The sequence below is a fragment of the Isoptericola sp. NPDC057191 genome, from assembly GCF_042670225.1.
In the GTDB taxonomy this organism is placed as follows: Bacteria; Actinomycetota; Actinomycetes; order Actinomycetales; family Cellulomonadaceae; genus Isoptericola.
The window spans coordinates 1-20,548 of record NZ_JBHUWC010000059.1 but is presented as its reverse complement, the minus strand read 5'-3'; the positions used below and the strand labels follow the sequence as shown (position 1 = coordinate 20,548).

At 74.9% G+C, this 20,548-nt stretch carries 20 protein-coding genes and 2 tRNA genes; 11 read left to right on the top strand and 11 right to left on the bottom strand.

Translation table 11 applies throughout. The features are described from left to right. Window positions 1–3,906: beta strand repeat-containing protein (locus ACFT55_RS09920; protein ID WP_380243654.1), on the top strand; the 3,906-nt coding region annotated here is incomplete at its 5' end. A gap of 102 nt (window positions 3,907–4,008) precedes the next feature. Here the strand turns inward: ACFT55_RS09920 and ACFT55_RS09915 are convergent. Both ACFT55_RS09915 and def read right to left on the bottom strand, forming a co-directional pair. Further along, window positions 4,009–4,509 (bottom strand): DUF3145 domain-containing protein, encoded by a 501-nt coding sequence (locus ACFT55_RS09915; protein WP_380243653.1) that lies wholly within the window; start codon window positions 4,507–4,509, stop codon window positions 4,009–4,011. A gap of 158 nt (window positions 4,510–4,667) precedes the next feature. Further along, complete coding sequence (def, locus tag ACFT55_RS09910; RefSeq protein WP_380243652.1) at window positions 4,668–5,153, bottom strand: peptide deformylase; 486 nt, start codon at window positions 5,151–5,153, stop codon at window positions 4,668–4,670. An 81-nt stretch (window positions 5,154–5,234) separates the two neighbouring features. Here def and ACFT55_RS09905 point away from each other — a divergent pair, with 81 nt between their 5' ends. After that, window positions 5,235–6,416, top strand: coding sequence for an acyltransferase family protein (locus ACFT55_RS09905; RefSeq protein WP_380243651.1), 1,182 nt, complete (start codon window positions 5,235–5,237; stop codon window positions 6,414–6,416). Here the strand turns inward: ACFT55_RS09905 and ACFT55_RS09900 are convergent. After that, window positions 6,380–6,757: a DUF488 domain-containing protein gene (locus tag ACFT55_RS09900; protein ID WP_380243650.1), complete on the bottom strand. Its 378-nt coding sequence runs from the start codon at window positions 6,755–6,757 to the stop codon at window positions 6,380–6,382. The two genes, ACFT55_RS09905 and ACFT55_RS09900, sit on opposite strands and share 37 nt — an antisense overlap. 66 nt (window positions 6,758–6,823) lie before the next feature. On the opposite strand from ACFT55_RS09900, the gene ACFT55_RS09895 reads away from it, so the two are divergent. Then, a tRNA-Ile gene (locus tag ACFT55_RS09895) sits at window positions 6,824–6,897 on the top strand. A 183-nt stretch (window positions 6,898–7,080) separates the two neighbouring features. Here ACFT55_RS09895 and ACFT55_RS09890 read toward each other — a convergent pair. Together ACFT55_RS09890 and ACFT55_RS09885 are read right to left on the bottom strand one after the other, a co-directional pair. Further along, window positions 7,081–7,482, bottom strand: coding sequence for an SRPBCC domain-containing protein (locus tag ACFT55_RS09890; RefSeq protein WP_380243649.1), 402 nt, complete (start codon window positions 7,480–7,482; stop codon window positions 7,081–7,083). After that, window positions 7,472–7,801 carry an ArsR/SmtB family transcription factor gene (locus ACFT55_RS09885; protein WP_380243648.1) on the bottom strand — a complete coding sequence of 110 codons (330 nt, stop codon included), beginning with the start codon at window positions 7,799–7,801 and terminating at the stop codon, window positions 7,472–7,474. Before ACFT55_RS09885 ends, ACFT55_RS09890 begins: the two co-directional genes overlap by 11 nt. A gap of 100 nt (window positions 7,802–7,901) precedes the next feature. On the opposite strand from ACFT55_RS09885, the gene ACFT55_RS09880 reads away from it, so the two are divergent. The 3 genes from ACFT55_RS09880 (at window position 7,902) to ACFT55_RS09870 (ending at window position 8,994) form a co-directional block, all read left to right on the top strand. After that, window positions 7,902–8,318, top strand: coding sequence for a PLD nuclease N-terminal domain-containing protein (locus ACFT55_RS09880; protein WP_380243647.1), 417 nt, complete (start codon window positions 7,902–7,904; stop codon window positions 8,316–8,318). 35 nt (window positions 8,319–8,353) lie between these two features. Beyond that, on the top strand, window positions 8,354–8,869 hold the full coding sequence (locus ACFT55_RS09875) for a hypothetical protein (protein WP_380243646.1): 516 nt from the start codon (window positions 8,354–8,356) through the stop codon (window positions 8,867–8,869). 52 nt (window positions 8,870–8,921) lie between these two features. After that, window positions 8,922–8,994, top strand: a tRNA-Asn gene (locus ACFT55_RS09870). Window positions 8,995–9,102: 108 nt separating this feature from the next. Here ACFT55_RS09870 and ACFT55_RS09865 read toward each other — a convergent pair. From ACFT55_RS09865 to ACFT55_RS09850, 4 genes are all read right to left on the bottom strand, one after another. Next, complete coding sequence (locus ACFT55_RS09865) at window positions 9,103–9,435, bottom strand: STAS domain-containing protein (RefSeq protein WP_380243645.1); 333 nt, start codon at window positions 9,433–9,435, stop codon at window positions 9,103–9,105. Window positions 9,436–9,537: 102 nt separating this feature from the next. Further along, the gene (locus tag ACFT55_RS09860; RefSeq protein ID WP_380243644.1) at window positions 9,538–10,470 is read right to left on the bottom strand and encodes a ribokinase; all 933 of its coding nucleotides are present in this window, start codon (window positions 10,468–10,470) and stop codon (window positions 9,538–9,540) included. A 55-nt stretch (window positions 10,471–10,525) separates the two neighbouring features. Then, window positions 10,526–11,512, bottom strand: a complete 987-nt coding sequence (locus ACFT55_RS09855; protein WP_380243643.1) for a nucleoside hydrolase — start codon at window positions 11,510–11,512, stop codon at window positions 10,526–10,528. Between the two features lie 53 nt (window positions 11,513–11,565). Further along, the gene (locus tag ACFT55_RS09850; RefSeq protein ID WP_380243642.1) at window positions 11,566–12,999 is read right to left on the bottom strand and encodes an MFS transporter; all 1,434 of its coding nucleotides are present in this window, start codon (window positions 12,997–12,999) and stop codon (window positions 11,566–11,568) included. 132 nt (window positions 13,000–13,131) lie between these two features. On the opposite strand from ACFT55_RS09850, the gene ACFT55_RS09845 reads away from it, so the two are divergent. The 5 genes from ACFT55_RS09845 to ACFT55_RS09825 all read left to right on the top strand — a co-directional run bounded on the left by ACFT55_RS09845 (window position 13,132) and on the right by ACFT55_RS09825 (window position 18,116). After that, complete coding sequence (locus tag ACFT55_RS09845; protein ID WP_380243641.1) at window positions 13,132–13,920, top strand: GntR family transcriptional regulator; 789 nt, start codon at window positions 13,132–13,134, stop codon at window positions 13,918–13,920. 75 nt (window positions 13,921–13,995) lie between these two features. Next, window positions 13,996–15,450, top strand: a complete 1,455-nt coding sequence (locus ACFT55_RS09840) for an MDR family MFS transporter (RefSeq protein ID WP_380243640.1) — start codon at window positions 13,996–13,998, stop codon at window positions 15,448–15,450. Window positions 15,451–15,705: 255 nt separating this feature from the next. Next, entirely contained in the window at window positions 15,706–16,467 is a 762-nt protein-coding gene (locus ACFT55_RS09835) for an alpha/beta hydrolase (RefSeq protein WP_380243639.1), read from the top strand. Between the two features lie 69 nt (window positions 16,468–16,536). Continuing rightward, the gene (locus ACFT55_RS09830) at window positions 16,537–17,487 is read left to right on the top strand and encodes an RNA polymerase subunit sigma-70 (RefSeq protein WP_380243638.1); all 951 of its coding nucleotides are present in this window, start codon (window positions 16,537–16,539) and stop codon (window positions 17,485–17,487) included. Window positions 17,488–17,549: 62 nt separating this feature from the next. Continuing rightward, window positions 17,550–18,116, top strand: coding sequence for a dihydrofolate reductase family protein (locus tag ACFT55_RS09825; protein WP_380243637.1), 567 nt, complete (start codon window positions 17,550–17,552; stop codon window positions 18,114–18,116). Between the two features lie 42 nt (window positions 18,117–18,158). Here ACFT55_RS09825 and dnaG read toward each other — a convergent pair whose 3' ends face one another. Both dnaG and ACFT55_RS09815 read right to left on the bottom strand, forming a co-directional pair. Further along, a complete protein-coding gene (dnaG, locus tag ACFT55_RS09820) occupies window positions 18,159–20,102 on the bottom strand; it encodes a DNA primase (protein WP_380243636.1) in 1,944 nt (647 codons plus the stop codon). 10 nt (window positions 20,103–20,112) lie between these two features. Next, window positions 20,113–20,548, bottom strand: a 436-nt coding sequence (locus ACFT55_RS09815) for a helix-turn-helix domain-containing protein (RefSeq protein WP_380243635.1), incomplete at its 5' end; no start/stop codon positions are given.

Here is a 20,548-nt window from a genome sequence, read left to right as displayed (position 1 = left end):
GCCTTCACGGTGCCGCTGCCCGTCGGCGCCGGCACCGACCCCGGCGACTACACCGTCACCGCGACCGGCGACCCGTCCGGCGTCGTGCCGACGGCTCCGCTCACGGTGACGGCGGCCCCGAGCATCACCACCGACCCTGGGATCGTCCCGGCCGGCGGCACCACGACCGTCACCGGCGAGAACTTCACGCCCGGCGGCGACGTCTCCGTGCAGCTCACGGACGACGCCGGTGACCCGGTCGGCGACCCGGTCACCGCCACGGCCGGCGACGACGGCACCATCGAGGTCGACCTCCCCACGGACGCCGGCACCGCGCCGGGCGACTACACCGTGGTGGCCACGGACACGAGCACCGGCGCCGTCGCCGACGCCCCGTTGGTCGTCACCGCCGCACCGACCCTCGCCCTCGTCCCCACGACCGTCATGCCGGGCGGGACCACCACGGCGGACGGCGACGGGTTCACGCCCGGCGGCGACGTGAGCGTCCAGCTCACCGACGCCGCCGGTGACCCCGTCGGCGAACCGGTCACCGTCACCGCGGAGCAGGACGGCTCGTTCAGCACGCCGGTGGTCGTCCCGGACGGGACCGCCGCGGGCGGCTACACGGTCGTCGCGACCGACGTCACCGGGGCGTCCGCCGAGGCGGACCTCGCCGTCGTCGTCCCGACCATCAGCGCCGACCCGGCGGCCGTCCCGGCCGGCGGCACCACCACCGTCACCGGCGACGGGTTCACGCCTGGCTCCGACGTGAGCGTCCAGCTCACCGACGACGCCGGCGACCCCGTCGGCGACCCGGTCACCACCACGGCAGGTGACGACGGCACCATCGAGGTCGACCTGCCCACGGACACCGGCACCGCGCCGGGCGACTACACCGTCGTGGCGACCGACCCCGCGGGCCTCACTGCCGACACACCGCTGGAGGTCACAGCCGCCCCGACGATCGCGGCAGAACCGGCGACCGTGCCGGCCGGCGGCACCACCACCGTCACCGGGGACGGGTTCACGCCCGGCTCCGAGGTGAGCGTCCAGCTCACCGACGACGCCGGCGACCCCGTCGGGGACCCGGTCACCACCACGGCAGGTGACGACGGCACGATCGAGGTCGACCTGCCCACGGACGCCGGGACCACGCCCGACGACTACACGGTTGTCGCAACCGACGTCACGGGCGCCACGGCGCAGACGCCGCTCACGGTGACCGCCGCCCCGACGCTGGCCACCGACCCCGGGACCGTCCCGGCGGGCGGCACCACCACCGTCACGGGCACGGGCTTCACCCCGGGGTCCGACGTCAGCGTCCAGCTCACCGACGCGGGCGGCGACCCCGTGGGCGATCCCGTCACCGTCACAGCCGGCGCCGGTGGGGAGATCACGACCCCGCTGACGGTCCCCGACGACGCGACAGCCGGCCCGTACACGGTCGTCGGGACCGACGTCACCGGCGCGGCCGCGCAGGCAGACCTCGTGGTGACCGGGGAGCCGGCCATCGAGGCCAACCCCGGCACCGTCCCGGCGGGCGGCACCACCACGGTCACGGGCGGAGGCTTCACGCCCGGCTCCGAGGTGAGCGTGCAGCTCACCGACGCCGACGGCGACCCCGTCGGTGACCCCGTCACCGCCACCGCGACGGCGGACGGCGTCATCGAGGTCGGCCTGCCGACCGACTCCGGCACCACACCGGGCGACTACACGGTCGTCGCGACCGACGTCACCGGTGCCACGGCCGAGGCGCCGCTCGCCCTGACCGCGGCCCCGACGATCGCCGTCGACCCGACGACCGTCCCGGCAGGCGGCACCACCACGGTGACCGGCGACGGCTTCACCCCCGGCGGCGAGGTCACCGTCCAACTGACGGACGCTGACGGCGACCCCGTCGGCGATCCGGTCACCACCACGGCGGGAGACGACGGCACCATCGAGGTCGACCTCACCGTGCCCGCCGGCGCCACACCGGGGCAGCACACCGTCGTGGCCGAGGACTCCACGGGCGCACCGGCGCAGACCCCCCTCGAGGTGACCGCCGCGCCGACGCTGTCGGCGGACCCGGGCACCCTGCCGGCGGGGGGCACCACCACCGTGACCGGTGACGGCTTCACCCCCGGGTCGGACGTGAGCGTCCAGCTCACCGACGACGCGGGCGAGCCCGTCGGCGATCCCGTGACCACCACGGCCGGAGACGACGGCACGATCGAGGTGGACGTGCCTGTCCCGGCCGACGCCGCTCCCGGCGACTACTCGGTCGTCGCGACCGACGTCACCGGAGCCACGGCCGAAGCGCCTCTCACGGTGACCGCGGCGCCGACGATCGCCGTCGACCCGACGACCGTCCCGGCGGGTGGCACCACCACCGTGACCGGTGACGGCTTCACCCCCGGGTCGGACGTGAGCGTCCAGCTCACCGACGCCGGCGGCGACCCCGTCGGCGACCCGGTCACCACCACGGCGGGCGAGGACGGCACGATCGAGGTGGACGTGCCCGTCCCGGCCGACGCCGCTCCCGGCGACTACTCGGTCGTCGCGACCGACGTCACCGGAGCCACGGCCGAGGCGCCGGTGGAGGTCACCGCGGCGCCGACCATCGCCGTCGACCCGACGACCGTCCCGGCAGGTGGCACCACCACCGTGACCGGCGACGGCTTCACCCCCGGCGGCGAGGTCACCGTCCAGCTCACCGACGACGCCGGCGACCCCGTCGGCGACCCAGTCACCACCACGGCGGGCGAGGACGGCACCATCGAGGTCGACGTCACGGTGCCCGCCGACACCACCCCCGGCGACCTCACGGTGGTCGCCGAGGACTCCACGGGAGCCGCGGCGCAGACACCGTTGGAGGTCACGACACCGGCCGTGCCGACCCTGACCGCGGATCCGCCGACGGTGCCGGTGGGCGGCACCACCACGGTCTCGGGCGGGGGCTTCACGCCGGACGACCAGGTCACGGTCCAGCTCGAGGACGCCGCAGGCGACCCCGTGGGCGACCCGATCGACGTCACCGTGAACCCGGACGGGACGTTCACCGTGGTCCTGCCCGTCCCGGCAGGCGCGACCCCCGGCGAGCACACCGTCGTCGCGACGGACTCGACCGGCGGGACGACGGAGGCCCCGCTTCAGGTGATCGCCGCGCCGGGCCAGAGCGAGCCGTCCATCGACGTCGACCCGGGCACGGCCGCCCCGGGAGACACGGTCACCGTCACGTGCGACGGCTTCGGCGACGGCCCCGTGCAGGTGCAGCTGGTGGACTCCGAGGGCCAGCCGGTCGGGGACGCCGTCGAGTGCAACCCCGGTGACGACGGCACGGGGACGGTCGACCTGACCGTGCCCGAGGACGCCGAGCCGGGCGACTACACGGTGGTCGGCACCAGCCCCGAGGGCGAGACGGCGGAGGCGCCGTTGACGGTCACGGAGCCCGGGACCGACCCGGGCGACCGCGCGCTGCGCGCCTGGTTCTCCGACGCCCAGGTCGGCCGCGGCGCTGCCCAGACGTTCCAGGCGTCCGGGTTCGAGCCCGGCGAGCAGGTACGGGCCGTGATCGCGTCCGAACCTCTCGCCCTGCCCGTCACCGTGGCCGACGCCGACGGCGTCGCCACGTGGACGTTCACCGTGCCGCAGGCGTTCGAGCTGGGCACGCACACCGGCACGGCCACCAGCGTGACGGTGGGCGACTCGGCGACGGCGACGTTCGAGGTGGTGCTCGCGCCCGGCGACCTCGGCGGCGCCGGCACGGACGGCCCCGACGCCGCCGTCGGGGCTGCGCCCGGGGGCGGCTCCCCGGGCCTGACCGGGACCCTGCCGCGCACCGGCGCGGGCGACGGTCTCGTCCCGATGGCCCTCCTCGCGCTGGTGCTCCTCGCCGCCGGTGGGGGCACGCTGGCCGCCGTCCGCCGGACGACGCGCCAGCCCTGACCGACAGGGCGGCACGACGACGCCCCGTCACCTCTCGCGAGGTGGCGGGGCGTCGTCGTACGGGAACCGGAGCCTGGGAGGCGAGGTGCGGCCGGGCGGCCGTCAGCCCACGCGGTGCAGCCAGCGCACGGGCGCCCCGGCTCCGGCGTAGCGGAACGGCTCGAGCTCGTCGTCCCAGGCCGTGCCCAGCGCCAGGTCGAGGGCCTCGCGCACCCCGCGACCGTCGTGCGCCGACTCCATCGCAGCCCGGATGCGGTCCTCCGGGACGACGACGTTGCCGTGCACGTCCGTCATGGCGTGAAAGATGCCGAGGTCAGGGGTGTGCGACCAGCGGGCGCCGTCGGCGCCGTGGCTCGCCTCCTCCGTCACCTCGTAGCGCAGGTGGTCCCAGCCCCGCAGGGCAGAGGCCAGCCGGGCACCCGTTCCCTGGGCGCCCTGCCACGAGTACTCGGCACGGAAGAGTCCGCGTCCCGCCGGCTGGGCCGTCCAGTCGAGCGAGACACGTCCCCCGAGCACGTTGCCTGCCGCCCACTCGAGGTGAGGGCAGAGCGCACGGGGTGCCGAGTGCACGAACAGCACACCGCGGGTGATCGCACCAGCCATGTTGTCCTCCCTGGTTCCGAGGTCCGTCTTCCCCTACGTCCTCGAACCGGTCGGCCTGCTGGTCGGCGAGCTCCGACGGTGTGTCGTCTTGACACATCCTGCCCGATGGCGAGCAGCCGTGCGAGAGGAAACGCGGACTTGAGCAGCCGTTGAGGAGCTCAGAGCCGCTCGCGCAGCTCCCGCATGGCCTTCTTGCGCACGCTGCGCTCGAGGCGGTCCAGGTAGAGCATGCCGTCGAGGTGGTCGCACTCGTGCTGGAGGCAGCGCGCCATCAGCCCCGTGCCCTCGACCTCGATCTCGTTCCCGTCGAGGTCCGTGCCCACCACGCGGGCGTACCACGCGCGGGTCGTCGGGTACCACAGGCCGGGGACCGAGAGGCAGCCCTCGTCGCCGTCCTGCGTCTCGTCGGAGAGCTCGACGATCCGCGGGTTGAGGACGTAGCCGATCTCGTCGTCCACGTTCCAGGAGAACGCCCGCAGGTTCACGCCGATCTGGTTAGCCGCCAGGCCCGCCCGGCCGTCCGCGTCGACCGTCTCCACGAGATCCTCGACGAGCGACCGGACCCGGTCGTCGACGGTGGTGATCTCGTCGCAGGGTGTGCGCAGCACGGGGTCGGGCAGCACCCGGATCTCTCGCATCGCCATGGGCCGCATTCTCCCACGTCGCGGGCCGGTGGCGTCGCGCATTGTCACGGTTTGATAACGTGCCGAGCGATGCTACGACGGATGACCGAGTCAACCCCGCCGCCCCTGCCGAACGCCCGAAGGGTCGCCCCCGCCGCGACGGGCCGACCCCGGCTCGCCGCGCTCGACGGCCTCCGCTTCCTCGCCGCCATGGCGGTGGTCGCCTACCACTACGTCGCGGTGAACCACTCCGCGTGGGGTGCCCGGACCGAGGACTCCTTCCCGCACCTGCAGCCGGTCGCCGCGTTCGGGTCCTTCGGCGTCCAGCTGTTCTTCGTGATCAGCGGGTTCGTCATCCTCATGTCGGCCTGGGGTCGGGACGTGCGGTCCTTCACCGCCTCCCGCGTGGGCCGCCTCTTCCCCGCCTACTGGTTCTCCGTGGCGGCGGTCGTCGCGCTGCTCGTGCTGGTGACTCCCGGCCGCAAGGACGTCGGCATCCCGGAGACCGCAGCGAACCTCACGATGGTGCAGCGCGCGTTCGGCGTCCCCGACATCGAGCCCGTGTACTGGACCCTCTGGACCGAGCTGCGGTTCTACGTGCTCATCGGGATCCTGCTCGCGGTCGGCATGACGCACCGGCGCCTCGTCGCCTTCGCCGCCGTCTGGCCCGTGCTCGCCGCCGTCGCCGTCCGGTCGGGCAACGAGCTCTGGTCCACCCTGCTCGTCGGCAGCGACGCCCCGTTGTTCGCCGGCGGGATGATGCTCTACCTGCTCACCAAGGAACGCCGCTCGCTGGTGCTGTGGCTCGTGCTGGGGCTCAACGTGGCGCTCGCCGGGGTGGTGGCCGGCCGGAGCCAGTCGCTCCGGATCGCGCACAGCACCGACGTCACCGTCGGCCCGCAGACGTACTGGGTAGCGATCGTGGCCTGCTTCGCGCTCGTCGCCGTCGTGGCGCTGACACCCCTCGACCGGCTGTCGTGGCGGTGGCTGACGGTCGTGGGCGCGATGACCTACCCGCTGTACCTGCTGCACTCGTCGTGGGGGCAGTGGCTCATCGGCGAGGCGAGCCCGCACCTGCCCGCCGGTGCCACGTTCGTGCTCGTCACCGCCGCCATGCTCGCGGCGGCCTACCTGGTGCACCGCTTCGTGGAACGGCCCTTCGGCCCACGGCTGCGGCGCGCCGTCGCGCAGGACCTCGAGCGCACGAGCCGCGCCCTCGCCCGCGCCCCGCGCGAGCCGCGGCCCGCTCAGGCGCCCGAGCCGGAGGCCGTCTCGTCGCGGTAGTGCAGGAGCACGTCCCGGAGCACGAGCGCGTGGTTGTGCTCGGTGTCCCGCGCCGAGTACAGCAGCGTGAGCCTGGCGTCGCCCGCCCCCAGGGCGGCCAGCTCCGCGACCGCGGGGCTCCCGGCGAGCTCGGCCCGGTAGCGACGCTCGAACTCCGCGAACCGGTCCGGCTCGTGGTGGAACCACGTGCGCAGCTCCGTCGACGGCGCCACGTCCTTGGACCACCGGTCCAGGTGCGCGGCCTCCTTCGAGACGCCGCGCGGCCACAGCCGGTCGACCAGGACGCGGGCGCCGTCGTCCGGCGCGGGAGGCTCGTAGACGCGCTTCACGGCGATGCTCACGCCCCCATGACACCGCGCCGCAGCGTCGGGCGCACGCGGCGCGGGCGGCCGGTATGCTCGCCGCGCGCCCCGTTAGCTCAGCTGGTCAGAGCAGGAGACTCATAATCTCTCGGTCGCGGGTTCAAGTCCTGCACGGGGCACCGACACCGGTCCGCCGCGGCGGCTCGCGCGGAGGCCACGGCGTTCCCGAGGCGGGGGGTGAAGTCCGCGCGCCCGCCGTGCACCGCCGCTGCGGAGTGCGGCAGCATGGCCACATGCACGACGGCTCCCGCTGACGGGCAGGGACCGGGTGTCCAGCAGCGCGGCATCCGGTCCGCCGCCCGTCAGGGCGCGGCGACCGTCTCCAGCCGCCCGATCACTGCGGGCCACCCACGCCCCATGCCCTCGAAGGCCTGCCGGCCCGCGGGCGTGGCGAGATCGAGTCCGGAGTGCTCGAACCTCAGCAGCGTGCCGTCCTCGTGCGGCTCCAGCCGCCACGTGAGGACGCTGTCGAGGACGCCCTCGGCGAACGTGTAGGCGAACAGGCGCTCGTGCTCGACCCGGAGCACCTCGCACGTCTGCGGGCCGAAGCCGCCCATGTCGAGGGTGAAGCGGTGACCGACGACAGGCTGCACGTCTCCGGCCACCCACCACCGGGCGTGCAGGTCGGGCTCCACCAGCAGCCGCCAGACACGGGCGGGCGGGTGCGGCAGGAGGCGGTCGATACGGATCGACTCAGTCGTCACGGGAGGTCTCCTCGTCCAGCAGGTCGGCCAGGTCGGCCAGGGCGTCCAGGCGCTGCGTCCAGTAGTGCTCGAAGGGGCGGAGCCAGGTGTCGACCTCGGCCAGCCCGTCCGCCCTCAGGTGGTAGAAGCGATGCCGCCCTCGCCGCTCCTCGCGCACGAGGCCGACGTCGCGCAGCACGGCGAGGTGCTCGGACACCGCCGGCCGTCCCAGCTCGAACATCGCGGCGAGCCGGGACGTCGACTCGGGCCCGGCCCGCAGCGCGTCGAGCAGGCGCCGGCGCACCGGGTTGGCGAGCGCCCCGAAGATGTCTGTCGGCACGGCGGCGACAATACGTCGGAGATTCCCGACGCGTCAAGAATTTCCGACGCATCGTTCTCGACCTGCCACGACGTCCCACCACCCGCTACGCTCCGGGGCCATGCCCCGCGTGCTGCTGATGCTGGCCTACCTCGCCCTCCTCGTCTACGCCATCGCCGACGTGGCCCAGTCGGACGAGGAGGACGGTGGCGGGATCCAGAAGGGCTTCTGGATCCTCATCATCCTGCTGCTGCCGTTCGCGGGCTCCATCGCGTGGCTGGTCGTGAGCCGGCGCGCCCGCGCGGCCCGGCGCCCCGCGCCGCGGACGGGCTTCCCCGCCGGCCCGGTCCCGCCCGCCCAGTACCCCGGCCGGCGACGCACGTGGGAGACGGCCGAGGTTCCGGCGAACCCCGAGGACGACCCCGAGATGCGCTGGCTCCTGGAGCAGGCCCGCCTGAAGCGCGAGCGCGAGCAGGCCACGCAGGACGCCCCCGCGCCGCGGTCGGACGACGACGGGCGCGACGCCGCCGCGAGCTGACCCCGCCGCTCGGCCCGCGTCGGTACGGTGGCGCCATGTGGTTCCGCCGCTCTCCCCTGCCCGCCGACGCGCGCCGTGCGCTGCCCCTCGCCCGCGGCGAGCGCGTCCTTGCCTCCGCAGAGCTCGCCGACGGCCGCTGGGCCGTCGCGACGACCGCCGACCTCATGGTCGTCGGGCCCGGGCCCCAGGACGTCGGGACGCGGCGCCCCTGGTGCGACGTCGACCGCGGGGTGTTCGACCCGGAGCGCGCCGAGCTCCTCGTCACGTGGGTCGACGCCGCACCGGACCTCGTGCTGCGGATCGTCGACCCTGAGCGCACGCCGTTCCCGCAGGCCCTGCGCGAGCGCGTCCAGTGGTCGGTGGTGCTCTCCGAGACCGTGACCGTCCCCGGCGGGGGCGACGTGAAGGTCGCAGTCCGCCGCACCGCGGACGGCCAGTTCTTCTCCCAGGCCGTCGCCGGGCCAGGTGTCGACCTGGACGACCCGGCCGTCGCCCGCGTGGTGGACGCCACGGAGTCCAGGGTCCGCGGAGCGTCCGGACTACCCGTGTGAGCCTGGTATTGTTCTTCCCGGTTCGAAGGCCACCGGCCGGACGACCGAGCGATCCCGCGTAGCTCAGCTGGCAGAGCATCCGACTGTTAATCGGACGGTCGTTGGTTCAAGTCCAACCGCGGGAGCCGAGACAAGGCCCTGGACCCCTGAGGGGGTTCAGGGCCTTTCTTCGTGCCACGAGCAGGCGCACGGGCGCCTGGACGGAGACGAGCCGCGGAGGGGCCGCGACGCCGTCAGGCGGACATGTCCTCGCGCCCCTCGGCCTCGAACTCGTCGGCGTCGACAAAGTCCACCAGCATGTCGAAGCTCATCATCTCGAAGATGTCGCGGACCAGCGGGGGCGCCCCGACCACGCGCGGCCGGGCTCCGTCCTGGCACGCGATGACCACGAGCCGCACGCCGGACGAGTCGATGAAGGTGACCCTGCGCATGTCGAGGGTCTTGCGGCCCTCTTTCGCGTCCTCCAGCGTGGCATGGACCTCGTGGGCGACCGCGACGTCGATCTCGCCCCACATCTCCCACATGAGACCGTCGTCGCTCAGGTTGATGCCTCCGGTGGTGCCCACGATTCGTTCCTCTCCTCAGCCACTTCCCTGCTCGTGACCGGTCGCTCGATCGCAGGCGACGTCCAGTCTAGAGGTCGTCCCCGGGGCGCACCCGCCGCTCGGTCAGGGCAGCTCGTCGCCCTCCCGCGGGTACGACGGCTGCGCGCCCGCGCCGCGCACGGCGAACGCGCCCACGCGGGCCGCGAGGCGGGCGGCGTCGACCAGCCCGCTCCCCCGCGCGAGCTCCCCCGCCAGGGCGCCGACGAACGCGTCGCCCGCGCCGGTGGTGTCGACCGCCTCGACGCGTGGCGCGGGGACAGCGACGACGCCGCCGTCGACCTCCTCGGCCGCGACGAGTGCGCCCTGCGCCCCGCGGGTGAGCACGACGGACCGCACCCCGGCCCGCCGCAGGCCGGCGACGACCTCCTCGTCGGCCAGGTCGGGCCCGGCGTCGTCCCCCGGCGTCAGCAGGGCGAGCGCGGCGTGCGCCTCGTGCTCGTTGACCACGAGCGGGTCGGCCTGCCGCAGCACGCCCGGGTCGACGTCGATCACGGGCGCGAGGTTCACCACGACGCGGCCTCCGGCCAGCCGGGCCGCCTCCTCGATGCCGTCGCGCGGGATCTCGCCCTGCAGCACGACCACGGCGGCGTCGGCGAGCAGGTCGGCGTGCCGCCCCACGAGGCCGGCGTCCACGGCGGCGTTCGCGCCCGGGACGACGACGATCGAGTTCTCCCCATCAGCAGCCACGGTGACCACGGCGACCCCGGTGCTCCCCGGCACGACGACGAGCCGCGCGAGGTCCACCCCGGCGTCCCGCAGGCCAGACGTGGCAGCCTGCGCGAACTCGTCGTCGCCGACCGCACCGACGAACGCGACCCGAGCCCCGAGACGGGCCGCGGCGACCGCCTGGTTGGCACCCTTGCCGCCCGGCAGGACGGCGAGGTCACGGCCCAGCACGGTCTCCCCCGGCGCAGGGTGCACCGCGGTGCGGGCCAGCAGGTCGGCGTTGGCGGACCCCACGACGACGACGAGGGACTCGGCAGGGGTGGTGGACATGGTCGCTCCGGTTCGTCGGCGATCGGTCGGGACAGGGCGGGCGGCGCGGCGGCGGTCAGAGACCGCGCAGGCGCTCGACCAGGTGGGGCGCCAGGGGCACGTCCGTGGCGAGGACGACCCGGGTGCGCGCACCCGGGAGGTCGGGGTACCCGGCGTAGAGGCCGCGCAGGTCGGCCACCGTCTGCCCGCGCCCGGGCCCGTCGGTCGTGTCGACGACCACCGGCACGCGAGGCGCCACCGTGGCCTGGACGCCGCCGACGGCGATCGCGGCGGCGAGCGGGTCGTGCAGCGCCGAGCAGCGTCGGCCGAAGGTGGGGACGTGGAAGCCGAAGTACAGGTCGAGCACCTCGCCGAGCCACGGCGCGAGCGCGGTGCCGGCCTCGAGGAGGGTCTTGCGGTCGGTCTCCTCGAGGAGGTTGACCATGGTGACGTCGAGCGGCACGAGGGTGACGGCCCAGTCGGCCGCGAGCACCTGGGCGGCGGCCTCCGGGTCGTTCGCGATGTTCGCCTCGGCGACCGGCGACACGTTGCCCGGGTGCAGCGCGGCGCCGCCCATGACGGTCAGGTCGAGCACGCGCTCGGGCAGCGTGGGGTCGGCGCGGAGCGCGAGGGCGAGGTTGGTCAGCGGCCCGACGGCGACCAGGCGCAGTCGGCCGGCATGCTCGTGCGACAGGCGCAGCAGCAGCTCCACGGCCGACTCCGCCACGGGCTCGCGTCCGGACGCGGGGAGCACGACGTCGCCGACCCCGTTGCGCCCGTGGATGTGCGGGACGCCGCCGTCGTACGAGCCGGCGAGGGGGTCGTGCGCGCCCACGGCGACGGGCACGTCGCCCCGGCCCGCGAGCGCCAGCAGGTCGAGCGTGTTCACGGCACCCTGGCGGGCGTCGATGTTGCCGCTGACGCTGCCGACCCCGACCAGGTCCACCTCGGGCGAGGCGAGCAGGTAGGCCAGGGCGAGGGAGTCGTCGACGCCGGTGTCGCAGTCGAGGTAGAGCGGGGCGGCGGGCTGGACGGGCTGGACGGACTGGTCGAGCAGGGGCACGGAGGATCCTTCGTGGTCGTGGGGGCGGGGTCCAGTGTGGCGCACGCGGGCGGTCATGACTGCCCGCCGGGCGCGGCGGAGGGGCGGGCGACCAGCAGCAGGCTGGTGCCGAGTGCGAGGACGGTGATGGCGACGGAGATCCACAGGGCGGTGGTGTACCCGCCGAGTCCGCCCTGCGCCACGAACGGGGCGACGATGCCGATGCCGAGCCCGGCGCCGATGCCGAACGCGGAGCTGTTCAGGCCCGGCAGCGCGCCGGGCGCGTCGGGCGGGGACTGGAGCACGCCCAGCCCGTTCGCCGTCGTGAGGACGAGACCGTTGTAGGCGACGCCGAGGCCCGCCACGGCGGCGGCCACGACCCAGCGGTGGGTGGGGGCGAGCGCCACCACGACGAGGAGCGCGAGGCAGGCGACGAGGCCCCAGCGCAGCACGGGGACCCAGCCGCGGCGGCCGGCGAGCCAGCCGGACAAGGGGGCGGCGAACAGGCCGATGAGCGCGGGCGGCGAGAGGAAGACGAGCGCGGACATCGAGGCGGTCATGCCGAACCCGACGGTGGCGTCCTGGCTGAGCATCACGACGGTGAAGTTGATGACGGCGAACACGCTGGAGAGCGTGAGGAGGGTGGTCACGACGAGCGGCCACACCTCGCGCGAGCGCAGGTGCTGCAGGGGGAACAGGGGCGAGCGGCGGCGGCGCTCGATCTGCCAGAACGTGACCGCGGCGACGACCGCACCGGCGAGCAGGCCGAGCGTGCCGGGCGCGGCCCAGCCCTGCGCGGGGCCCTCGTTGACGAAGAGCGTGACGCACACCAGCGTGACGGACAGGGCGGCGGCACCCCACCAGTCCATGGCGCCGGTCACGGCGGGACGTCCGGCGCGCGGCACGGCACGCAGCACGCACCCGAGGGCGAGCAGCCCCACCGCCGCGATGACGAGGAACACGGACCGGTACCCGAACCGGTCGGTGAGCAGGCCGCCCACGAACCCGTCCACGCCGCCGACGCCACCGTTGATCGCGGTGACGACGCCGAGGGCGGTACCGAAGACCCGTGCGGCCAGCCGTTCGCTGAGGATGATGTAGGAGAGCTGGAAGATCGCGCTGGAGGTGCCCTGCATGACGCGGCCAGCGAGCAGCAGCGGCAGGCTCTGGGCCAGGAGGCACACGACGGTGCCGGTCAGCATGATCCCCAGCGTGAGGAGCATGACGCGGCGCCGGCCGACATAGTCGCTCCAGCGGCTCAGGACGACGCCTGCGACGGCCCCGGCGAGGAAGAACCAGGACGAGACGCCGGCCACGTCGTCGGCGCCGACGCCGAGCTCGCGGGCGATGGCGGGCAGCGCCGGCGTCACCATGCTGGCCCCGAGCTGGAACGCCACGACGGCGACCAGCAGCGAGGCGACGAGGGCGGCGGCCGGACGACCGGACAGGCCCGTCTCGGGGGCGAGCTCCGGCGCGACGGCGTCGCGCGGGGCGGTGGGTGTGTGCACGAGGACTCCTTCGTCACGGCCCGCAACGACGCGGGTTCGTCGGACATCATACGACCTTGTATGACGTCCGAGCACCCGCCTTCCGACGTGCTTGAATGAACCGACCGCACCGCTCACCACCTGGAGGAACGCGTGGACCAGCCCGTCGCCGAGCTCCTGTCCCGCCCCGTCGCCGTCCCCCCGGGACAGCCGATGCGGGTCGCCGTCTACTCCCGGATGGCGGACGGCATCCGGCGCGCCGTGTTCCCCCTCGGCTCGGTGCTGCCCAACGAGACCGACCTGGGCTCTGCCCTCGGTGTCTCCCGCACGGTGGTCCGCGAGGCGCTGATGCTCCTCGAGGAGGACGGCCTCATCCAGACCCGGCGGGGCATCGGCCGGTTCGTCAGCACGGCGCTCCCCCGCGCCGGCCTCGAGCGCGTGCGACCGTACGAGCAGGTCTTCGGCGAGGGCCACGGCACGGTCGAGGTCCGGCGGGTGGGCGTGCGCACCCAGCCCACAACCGACTTCGTCTCCGGCGCGCTCGGCCTGCGGGACGACGCGAGCACCTGGTTCGCCGAGCACGTGCTGCTGCGCGGCGGCGAACCCGTCGCCCTCGTGCAGGAGCACCTGCCCGCCGGGCGCGACCTCGCCGACGTCTCGCGCCTCGTGGCCGACGCGCTGCCCGGCGCCGTGGAGGGCCCTGGGACCCTCCTGGCGAACCTCACGGCGCTGGCCGGGCCGGTGCTCAGCGCGGGCGAGTGCGAGATCGTGGCCGGCGTGCCCGGCGACACGCGCGGCGCGCTGCTCGAGGTCGGGCCCGCGGACCCCGTGCTCGTCCTGACCCAGACCGCGCGCCACGGCGGCAGGCCGCTCTACCTCGCCAAGGTCATCGTGCCGCCGCGCGCGGGCCACCTGCGCGTGCTGCAGTCCGTCACCGCCTGAGCGACCGCCGGCGTCCGGCCCGGACCACCGCGCGCGCCGGGAATACCCGGTGGTCGCTCCTGGCTTGTGCCTGTCGTGCCCACGACCGGTCATGCCTCCGTCGGCCTGCGCTCCGAGCGCGGGCCCATCCTCCTGTCCCTCATGCTCGCGACGGCGCTCGTCGCGCTCGACGCCACGATCATCGCCACGGCGTCCGCGACGATCGCCCGCGAGCTCGGCGGCTTCGCCCAGCTGCCCTGGCTGTTCTCCACCTACCTGCTCGCCCAGGCCGTCAGCACCCCGGTGTTCGGGCGTCTTGCTGACGTGCTGGGGCGCAAGCGCCTCATGCTCGCGGGCGTCGCGCTGTTCTTCGTCGGGTCGGTGGTCGCCGGCGCCGCCCCGACGATGGGGGTGCTCATCGCCGGGCGCGTGATCCAGGGGCTCGGCGCCGGCGCGGTCATGCCCGTGTCGATGACCATCGCGGCCGACATCTACACCCTCGAGGAGCGCGCGAAGACGCAGGGCTACCTCGCGTCCGTCTGGGCGATCTCCGCCGTCGTCGGCCCCACCCTCGGCGGCGTGTTCTCGCAGTTCACGAGCTGGCGCTGGATCTTCCTCGTCAACATCCCGCTGTGCGTGCTCGCCGCCTGGATGCTGGCCCGCCGCTACCACGAGCCGGCGCGCGAGGGCCGGCGCGAGCCCATCGACTACCTCGGCGCCGGGCTCCTCGCCTGCGGGAGCACCCTGCTGCTCCTCGGGCTGCTGGAGGGCGGCACCCGGTGGGGCTGGGGCTCGGTGCCGTCCGTCGCGGTCTTCGCCGTCGCGGTGCTCCTGCTCGCGGGCTTCGCGGTGCACAGCCGCCGCACGCGCCACCCGATCGTGGACGTCGCCATCCTGCGCCGCCGCGTCGTCGGCGTCTCGACCGCGGTCTCCCTGCTGGTCGGCGTCGTCGTCCTCGCGCTCTCGACCTACGTGCCCATCTACGCCCAGGGCGTGCTCGGCACGGGTCCGCTCGTCGCGGGCTTCGCGCTGGCCGCGATGACCATCGGCTGGCCGCTGTCGGCCTCGAACGCCGGTCGGCTCTACCTGCGGATCGGCTTCCGGCTCACCGCCGTGGTCGGCACGTCCCTGGTGGTGGTGGGCACGGCGCTCACGCTGCTGCTGGCCTCGGGGTCGTCCGTGCTGGCCGTGGCCGGGGCGTGCTTCGTCATCGGCGCCGGCATGGGTCTCACCGCCGTGCCGACGCTCATCGCCGCACAGTCGCAGGCGTCCTTCACCGAGCGCGGCGCCGTCACCGGGACCAACATGTTCGCCCGGTCCCTCGGGTCGGCCGTCGGTGTCGCCGTGTGCGGCGCGATCGTCAACGCCCGCACCACCGTGGGCGCCGACGGCACGCCGGCGGGGCCGGGCCTCATGAGCGCGATCCACCTCGTGTTCGCGCTGCTCGTCGCCGTGGCCGCGGCCCTCGTGGTGCTCGCCGTCCTCATGCCCGCCGACCTCCAGGCCGCGCGCGAGCGTCGCGCCGAGACGGCCGACGCCACGGCCGCCTGACGCGCTCAGGGCAGCTCGGGCGGCGTCCAGCCCATGCCAGCCCGGGGACCCTGGCTGGCAGCCGAGGCCGGGGCCCTGAGGGAAAGACGTTGAGCCGGCCCCCCGAGCGCTGCTAGCCTCCCGGAGGCCGTGCGAGACAGTGCAAGGAGGTGGTACCCGTGAACGTATCGACATGGGTGCTCCTCCGCGGAGTCATGGTCGGGCGGTAGGTCGCCCGGGAGCGCCGTTCACCGAGCACTCCCGAAAGGCACGACCATGCATGCCACTCACCCCCTGAGCTTCACCTCTTCCACGCCGCTCGACGACGGTGTCCTCGAGCGGCGCTTCACCCTCGGCGAGATCCCCGGCATCCTCTGGACGCCCTCGACCGCCACGCCGTCCGACCCCGTCCCCCTGATCCTGCTCGGCCAGCCCGGCGGTCTCGGCATGGACCGGATGTACCCCCGGCTCGTCGGCCGGGCCCGGGGCGCCGCAGCCGACGGCTTCGCCGCCGCCGCGCTCGAGCTCCCCGGCAGCGGTGACCGGCCGCCGCTGCCCGGCGCCGACCAGGTCCGTGCGGACCTGCGCGCGGCGCTCGCCGCCGGCGAGCCCGTCACCGACGACATCGTCGACCGCCTGGTCCTCCCCCTGGTCGACCGGTCCGTGCCGGAGTGGCGGTCCGCCCTGGACGCGCTCCTCGCGCTGCCGGAGGTCGACGGGCCGGTCGGCATCTCCGGCGGCGTGATCGCCGTCGGCGTCCGCCTGGCGCTCGTCGAGCCGCGCATCGTGGCCGCCGGGCTCTTCGCCGGCAGCTACGTGCCCCGGTCCACGCTGGACGAGGCGCGCCGCGTCACCATCCCGCTGCACGTGCTGCTGCAGTGGGACGACGAGGGCAACGACCGGCAGGCCGCCCTCGACCTGTTCGACGCCTTCGGCTCGGCCGAGAAGACGCTGCAGGCCAACCTGGGCGGCCACACCGGCGTCCCCGCGTTCGCCGCCGACGACGCGGCGCGGTTCTTCGCACGGCACCTGCGTTGAGCCACCGCCCCGCTCGCCCGGTCCGGGCGGGCGGGGCTGGCGGGGCGGGGCGTGCGCCATGATGGCGCCGTGGACCTCGACCTCGAGCCGTACCGACGCGAGCTCACCGCGTACTGCTACCGGATGACCGGCTCGTTCCACGAGGCCGAGGACCTGACGCAGGACGTGATGCTGCGCGCCTGGCACGCGCGCGACCGCTACGACCCGGCGCGCGCCTCCCTGCGGACCTGGCTGTACCGGATCGCGACGAACGTCTGCCTCTCGGCCCTCGAGAACGGCGCCCGCCGGCCGCTGCCGTCGGGTCTCGGAGCGCCGAGCGACGACCCCGGAGCGCCCCTCACCCCGGCGCTCGACGTGCCATGGCTGCAGCCCTTCCCCGACGCCCGGTTCGACCAGGGCGCACGCACCGACCTGCGCCTGGCGCTCGTCGCAGCGATACAGTCGCTCCCGCCCCGGCAGCGGGCCGTGCTGCTGCTGCGCGAGGTGCTGGAGCTCAGCGCCGCCGAGGTGGCCCACCAGCTCGACACCACGGTGGCCGCCGTGAACAGCGCGCTGCAGCGGGCCCGCGCGGCGGTGGCGCACGTCGGACCGGCCGAGGAGGTCGGCGACCCGGGCGACCCCGAGACGCGCGCGACCGTCCAGCGGTACGTGCAGGCGTTCGAGGCGGCCGACGTGCCCGCCCTGGTGCGCCTGCTCACCGACGACGCGGTCCTCGAGATGCCGCCCGTCCCCCTCTGGTACCGCGGGCGCGAGGACTACGGCCGGTTCATCGCGCGGGTGTTCGCGATGCGAGGGCCGGGATGGTCGATGCGCCCGCTCACCGCCAACGGCCAGCCGGCCCTCGCCGCGTACGCGCCCGAGCCCGGCGGCGGGCACGCGCTGCACACCCTCCAGGTCCTCACGGTGACGCGCGGGCTCGTGGCGGCCAACGTCGTCTTCACCGATCCCCGTGTGCTCGCGTCGTTCGACCTGCCGCTGCGGATCGAGGACCGCGACGACAGGTCCTCGCCGCCGCGATGAGTTCCGGTGCCGCCGGCGGTACGTACGGGCGACCCGTTCGACCGTCGACCGAGAGGCACCCCATGAGCACCGTCGTGATCGAGTTCATCACCCTGGACGGCATCGTCACCGACCCCGACCCGTCCTCCGGCGCGCCGCAGGCGGGCTGGGCGTTCCGGCACGGCCCCGTGCCGGTCTCCGGGGACGCGTTCCGGCTCGGCGCCACCCTCGACGAGGGGGTCCTGCTGCTCGGGCGCCGCACCTGGGAGCTGTTCGCGCGGATCTGGCCGACCCGCGACGACCCGTTCGCCACGCGCATGAACGCCGTGCCCAAGCTCGTGGCGTCCCGCCGCCGCACCGACGCGGAGGTCGCCGCGGCCTGGTCCGGGTCCCGCGTCGTCGACGGCGACCTCCTGACGACGGTGCGCGACGAGGAGCGCGACGTCGTCGTCATGGGGAGCCCGAGCGTGGCGCACGCGCTACAGGCGGCGGACCTCGTCGACGAGTACCGACTCATGACCTTCCCGACCGTGCTCGGCGCCGGGGAACGCCTCTTCGCCGCCGGGTCGCCGCCCACCGCGCTGGAGTGCGTCGCCGTCGACCGCGTCGGCGCGGCGGTCCTCACGCGGCACCGCCGGCTCCGGGACTGACGCGAGTCGCGGCCGTGCCCGGGCCGCTCCTGCGGTCCGGGCTCAGCCGCCCTCGCGCAGCGTGCGCCGCTGCTGCTCGATCGCGAGCAGGTCCGTGAACGCCTGCTGGAAGGCAGCCGGGTCCTTCTCCTGGTCCAGGCGTTGCAGGCGGCTCTTGGCGTCGGCGATGCGCCGGGTCAGGCCGAGGTCCACCAGCGCGCGCACGACGTCCGCCACGTACGCCCCGATGGCCGACTCGCGGTCCTCCGGGACCGGGGCGACAGCCAGCTCGGTGACCAGGGGCGCCACCGTCTCGGGCGCCTGCTCGGTGACGGCCTCCACCCAGCGGCCGCCGTCGACGTCGCGCCCCGCGGCGACGCCGCCCGCGGCCCGCACCGCGTCGTGCACGGCACGCCACGCCGGCACGCCGAACGCGTCCTCGCCCAGGTCGTCGAACGACGCGGGCACGTGCTGCGGGTACTGCAGCACGACGATGAGCGCCTGCCGTTCCAGCCGGGCCACCGGGTCGCGTGGGTCGGGCGCGGCGAGCACGGGCAGCGCAGCGGCGGCCTCGGGCCCGGCCGCGGAGTCCCGGCGCTGGTCCTGGTCCGGACGTCGAGCCCGCGGCGGCGCGGAGGCGGCGCGCGCCACCTCGCGGCGCACGTCCTCGGTGTCGATGCCGATCCACCGCGCCAGCGAGCGCGCGTAGCCGAGCTGCATCGACCGGTCGCGGATGCCCGCGACCAGCGGCGCGGCGGCGCGCAGCGCCCCGACACGGCCCTCGACGGTGTCGAGGTCGAACGTGTGCAGGGTGGTGCGGATGACGAACTCGAACAGCGGCTGCCGGCCGTCCACGAGGGCGCGCACCGCCTCCGGACCGCGGGCCATGCGCAGCTCACAGGGGTCCATCCCCGCCGGCTCCACCGCCACGAAGGTCTGCGCGTGGAAGCGCTGGTCCTCGCCGAACGCGCGGACGGCGGCCTTCTGGCCCGCCGCGTCGCCGTCGAACGTGAAGATGACCTCGCCGCCGAGAGAGGCGCCCGACGCGAGCTGCAGCCCGCCGCCGGCGGTCGTGTCCCCGAGCAGGCGCCGCACCACCTTGGCGTGCTCGGCACCGAACGCGGTGCCGCAGGTGGCCACGGCGGTGTCCACCCCGGACAGGTGGGCCGCCATGACGTCGGTGTACCCCTCGACGATGACCACCCGCTTGCCCTGCGCGATCGACCGCTTGGCCAGGTCGATCCCGTACAGCACCTGAGACTTCTTGTAGAGCGTGGTCTCCGGGGTGTTGAGGTACTTGGGCCCCTGGTCGTCGTCGTACAGGCGCCGGGCGCCGAAGCCGATCACCGCACCCGTGACGTCGCGGATCGGCCACACGAGGCGCCCCCGGAACCGGTCGTAGATGCCGCGCTGGCCCTGGCTGACCAGCCCCGACGCCACGAGCTCCGCCTGCGTGAACCCGCGCCCCTGCAGGTGCCGCAGCAGGGCGTCCCAGCCCGTCGGCGCGTACCCCACCCCGAAGTGCTCGGCGTCGGCGCGGTCGAAGCTGCGCTCCGCGAGGAACGCCCGTCCCGCCTGCGCGCCCGGGCCGAAGAGCTGCTCGGCGTAGAACTCGGCGGCCACCTTGTGCGCCTCCACGAGGCGCTGCCGCTTGCCCGGCTCCTCGCGCCGCCCGCGGTCCGCGGCGGCGCCCGTGCGGGAGTCCTCGTACCGCAGCTGCACGCCCGCACGGTCGGCCAGGTACTCGACGGCGTCGGTGAACCCCATCCCGTCGATCTTCTGGACGAACGAGATGACGTCGCCGCCCTCGCCGCAGCCGAAGCAGTGCCAGCGGCCGACGCCGGGGCGCACGTGGAAGGAGGGCGAGCGCTCGTCGTGGAAGGGGCACAGGCCCTTGAGGGAACCGACGCCCGCGGGCTTCAGCGTGACGTGCGCCGAGACGATCTCCTCGATCCGCGCGCGCTCGCGAACGGCCTCGACGTCCTCCCTCTTGATCAGCCCGGCCACGGACCCGAGTCTATGCGCGCCCGACGCCGGCCAGGTCGGCCGTCCCCCGACCCCCCTCGGCGAGGGACGCGACCTGGTCCCGGGACGCCGCGCAGCGCCGCGCATAGGCCGCCGGCGGCATCCCGAGGGCGCGCGCGAAGTCGGTGGTCAGGTGCGCCTGGTCGTAGTAGCCGACGGCGGCCGCGAGGTCGGCGAGGGGGCGGGCCGGCTCCGCGGCGATCAGGTCCGCCGCCAGGTGCACGCGGTGCCGCTGCAGCACCCACTTGGGGCTCACGCCGACCCAGTGGGCGAACAGCCGCTGGAGCGAGCGCGGCGTGGTGCCCGCGAGCGCCGCGAGGTCGCCCACGCCTGCGTGGGGGCCGAGGTCGCCCCCGACCACGGCACCGAGCACCGCGGTGACCCGGTCCAGGGCGTCGGTCGCGCGCGGCGTGCGACGCCGCTCCGCC

Bases quoted from the DNA above. Each gene is read 5' to 3' on its own strand.
- ACFT55_RS09875 (WP_380243646.1), top strand. From the start codon at position 8,354: ATGTGGTTCCGCCGCTCTCCCCTGCCCGCCGACGCGCGCCGTGCGCTG.
- ACFT55_RS09880 (WP_380243647.1), top strand. From the start codon at position 7,902: ATGCCCCGCGTGCTGCTGATGCTGGCCTACCTCGCCCTCCTCGTCTAC.
- ACFT55_RS09915 (WP_380243653.1), bottom strand. From the start codon at position 4,509: ATGGCTGGTGCGATCACCCGCGGTGTGCTGTTCGTGCACTCGGCACCC.
- ACFT55_RS09825 (WP_380243637.1), top strand. From the start codon at position 17,550: ATGAGCACCGTCGTGATCGAGTTCATCACCCTGGACGGCATCGTCACC.
- ACFT55_RS09860 (WP_380243644.1), bottom strand. From the start codon at position 10,470: ATGTCCACCACCCCTGCCGAGTCCCTCGTCGTCGTCGTGGGGTCCGCC.
- ACFT55_RS09835 (WP_380243639.1), top strand. From the start codon at position 15,706: ATGCATGCCACTCACCCCCTGAGCTTCACCTCTTCCACGCCGCTCGAC.
- def (WP_380243652.1), bottom strand. From the start codon at position 5,153: ATGGCGATGCGAGAGATCCGGGTGCTGCCCGACCCCGTGCTGCGCACA.
- ACFT55_RS09905 (WP_380243651.1), top strand. From the start codon at position 5,235: ATGACCGAGTCAACCCCGCCGCCCCTGCCGAACGCCCGAAGGGTCGCC.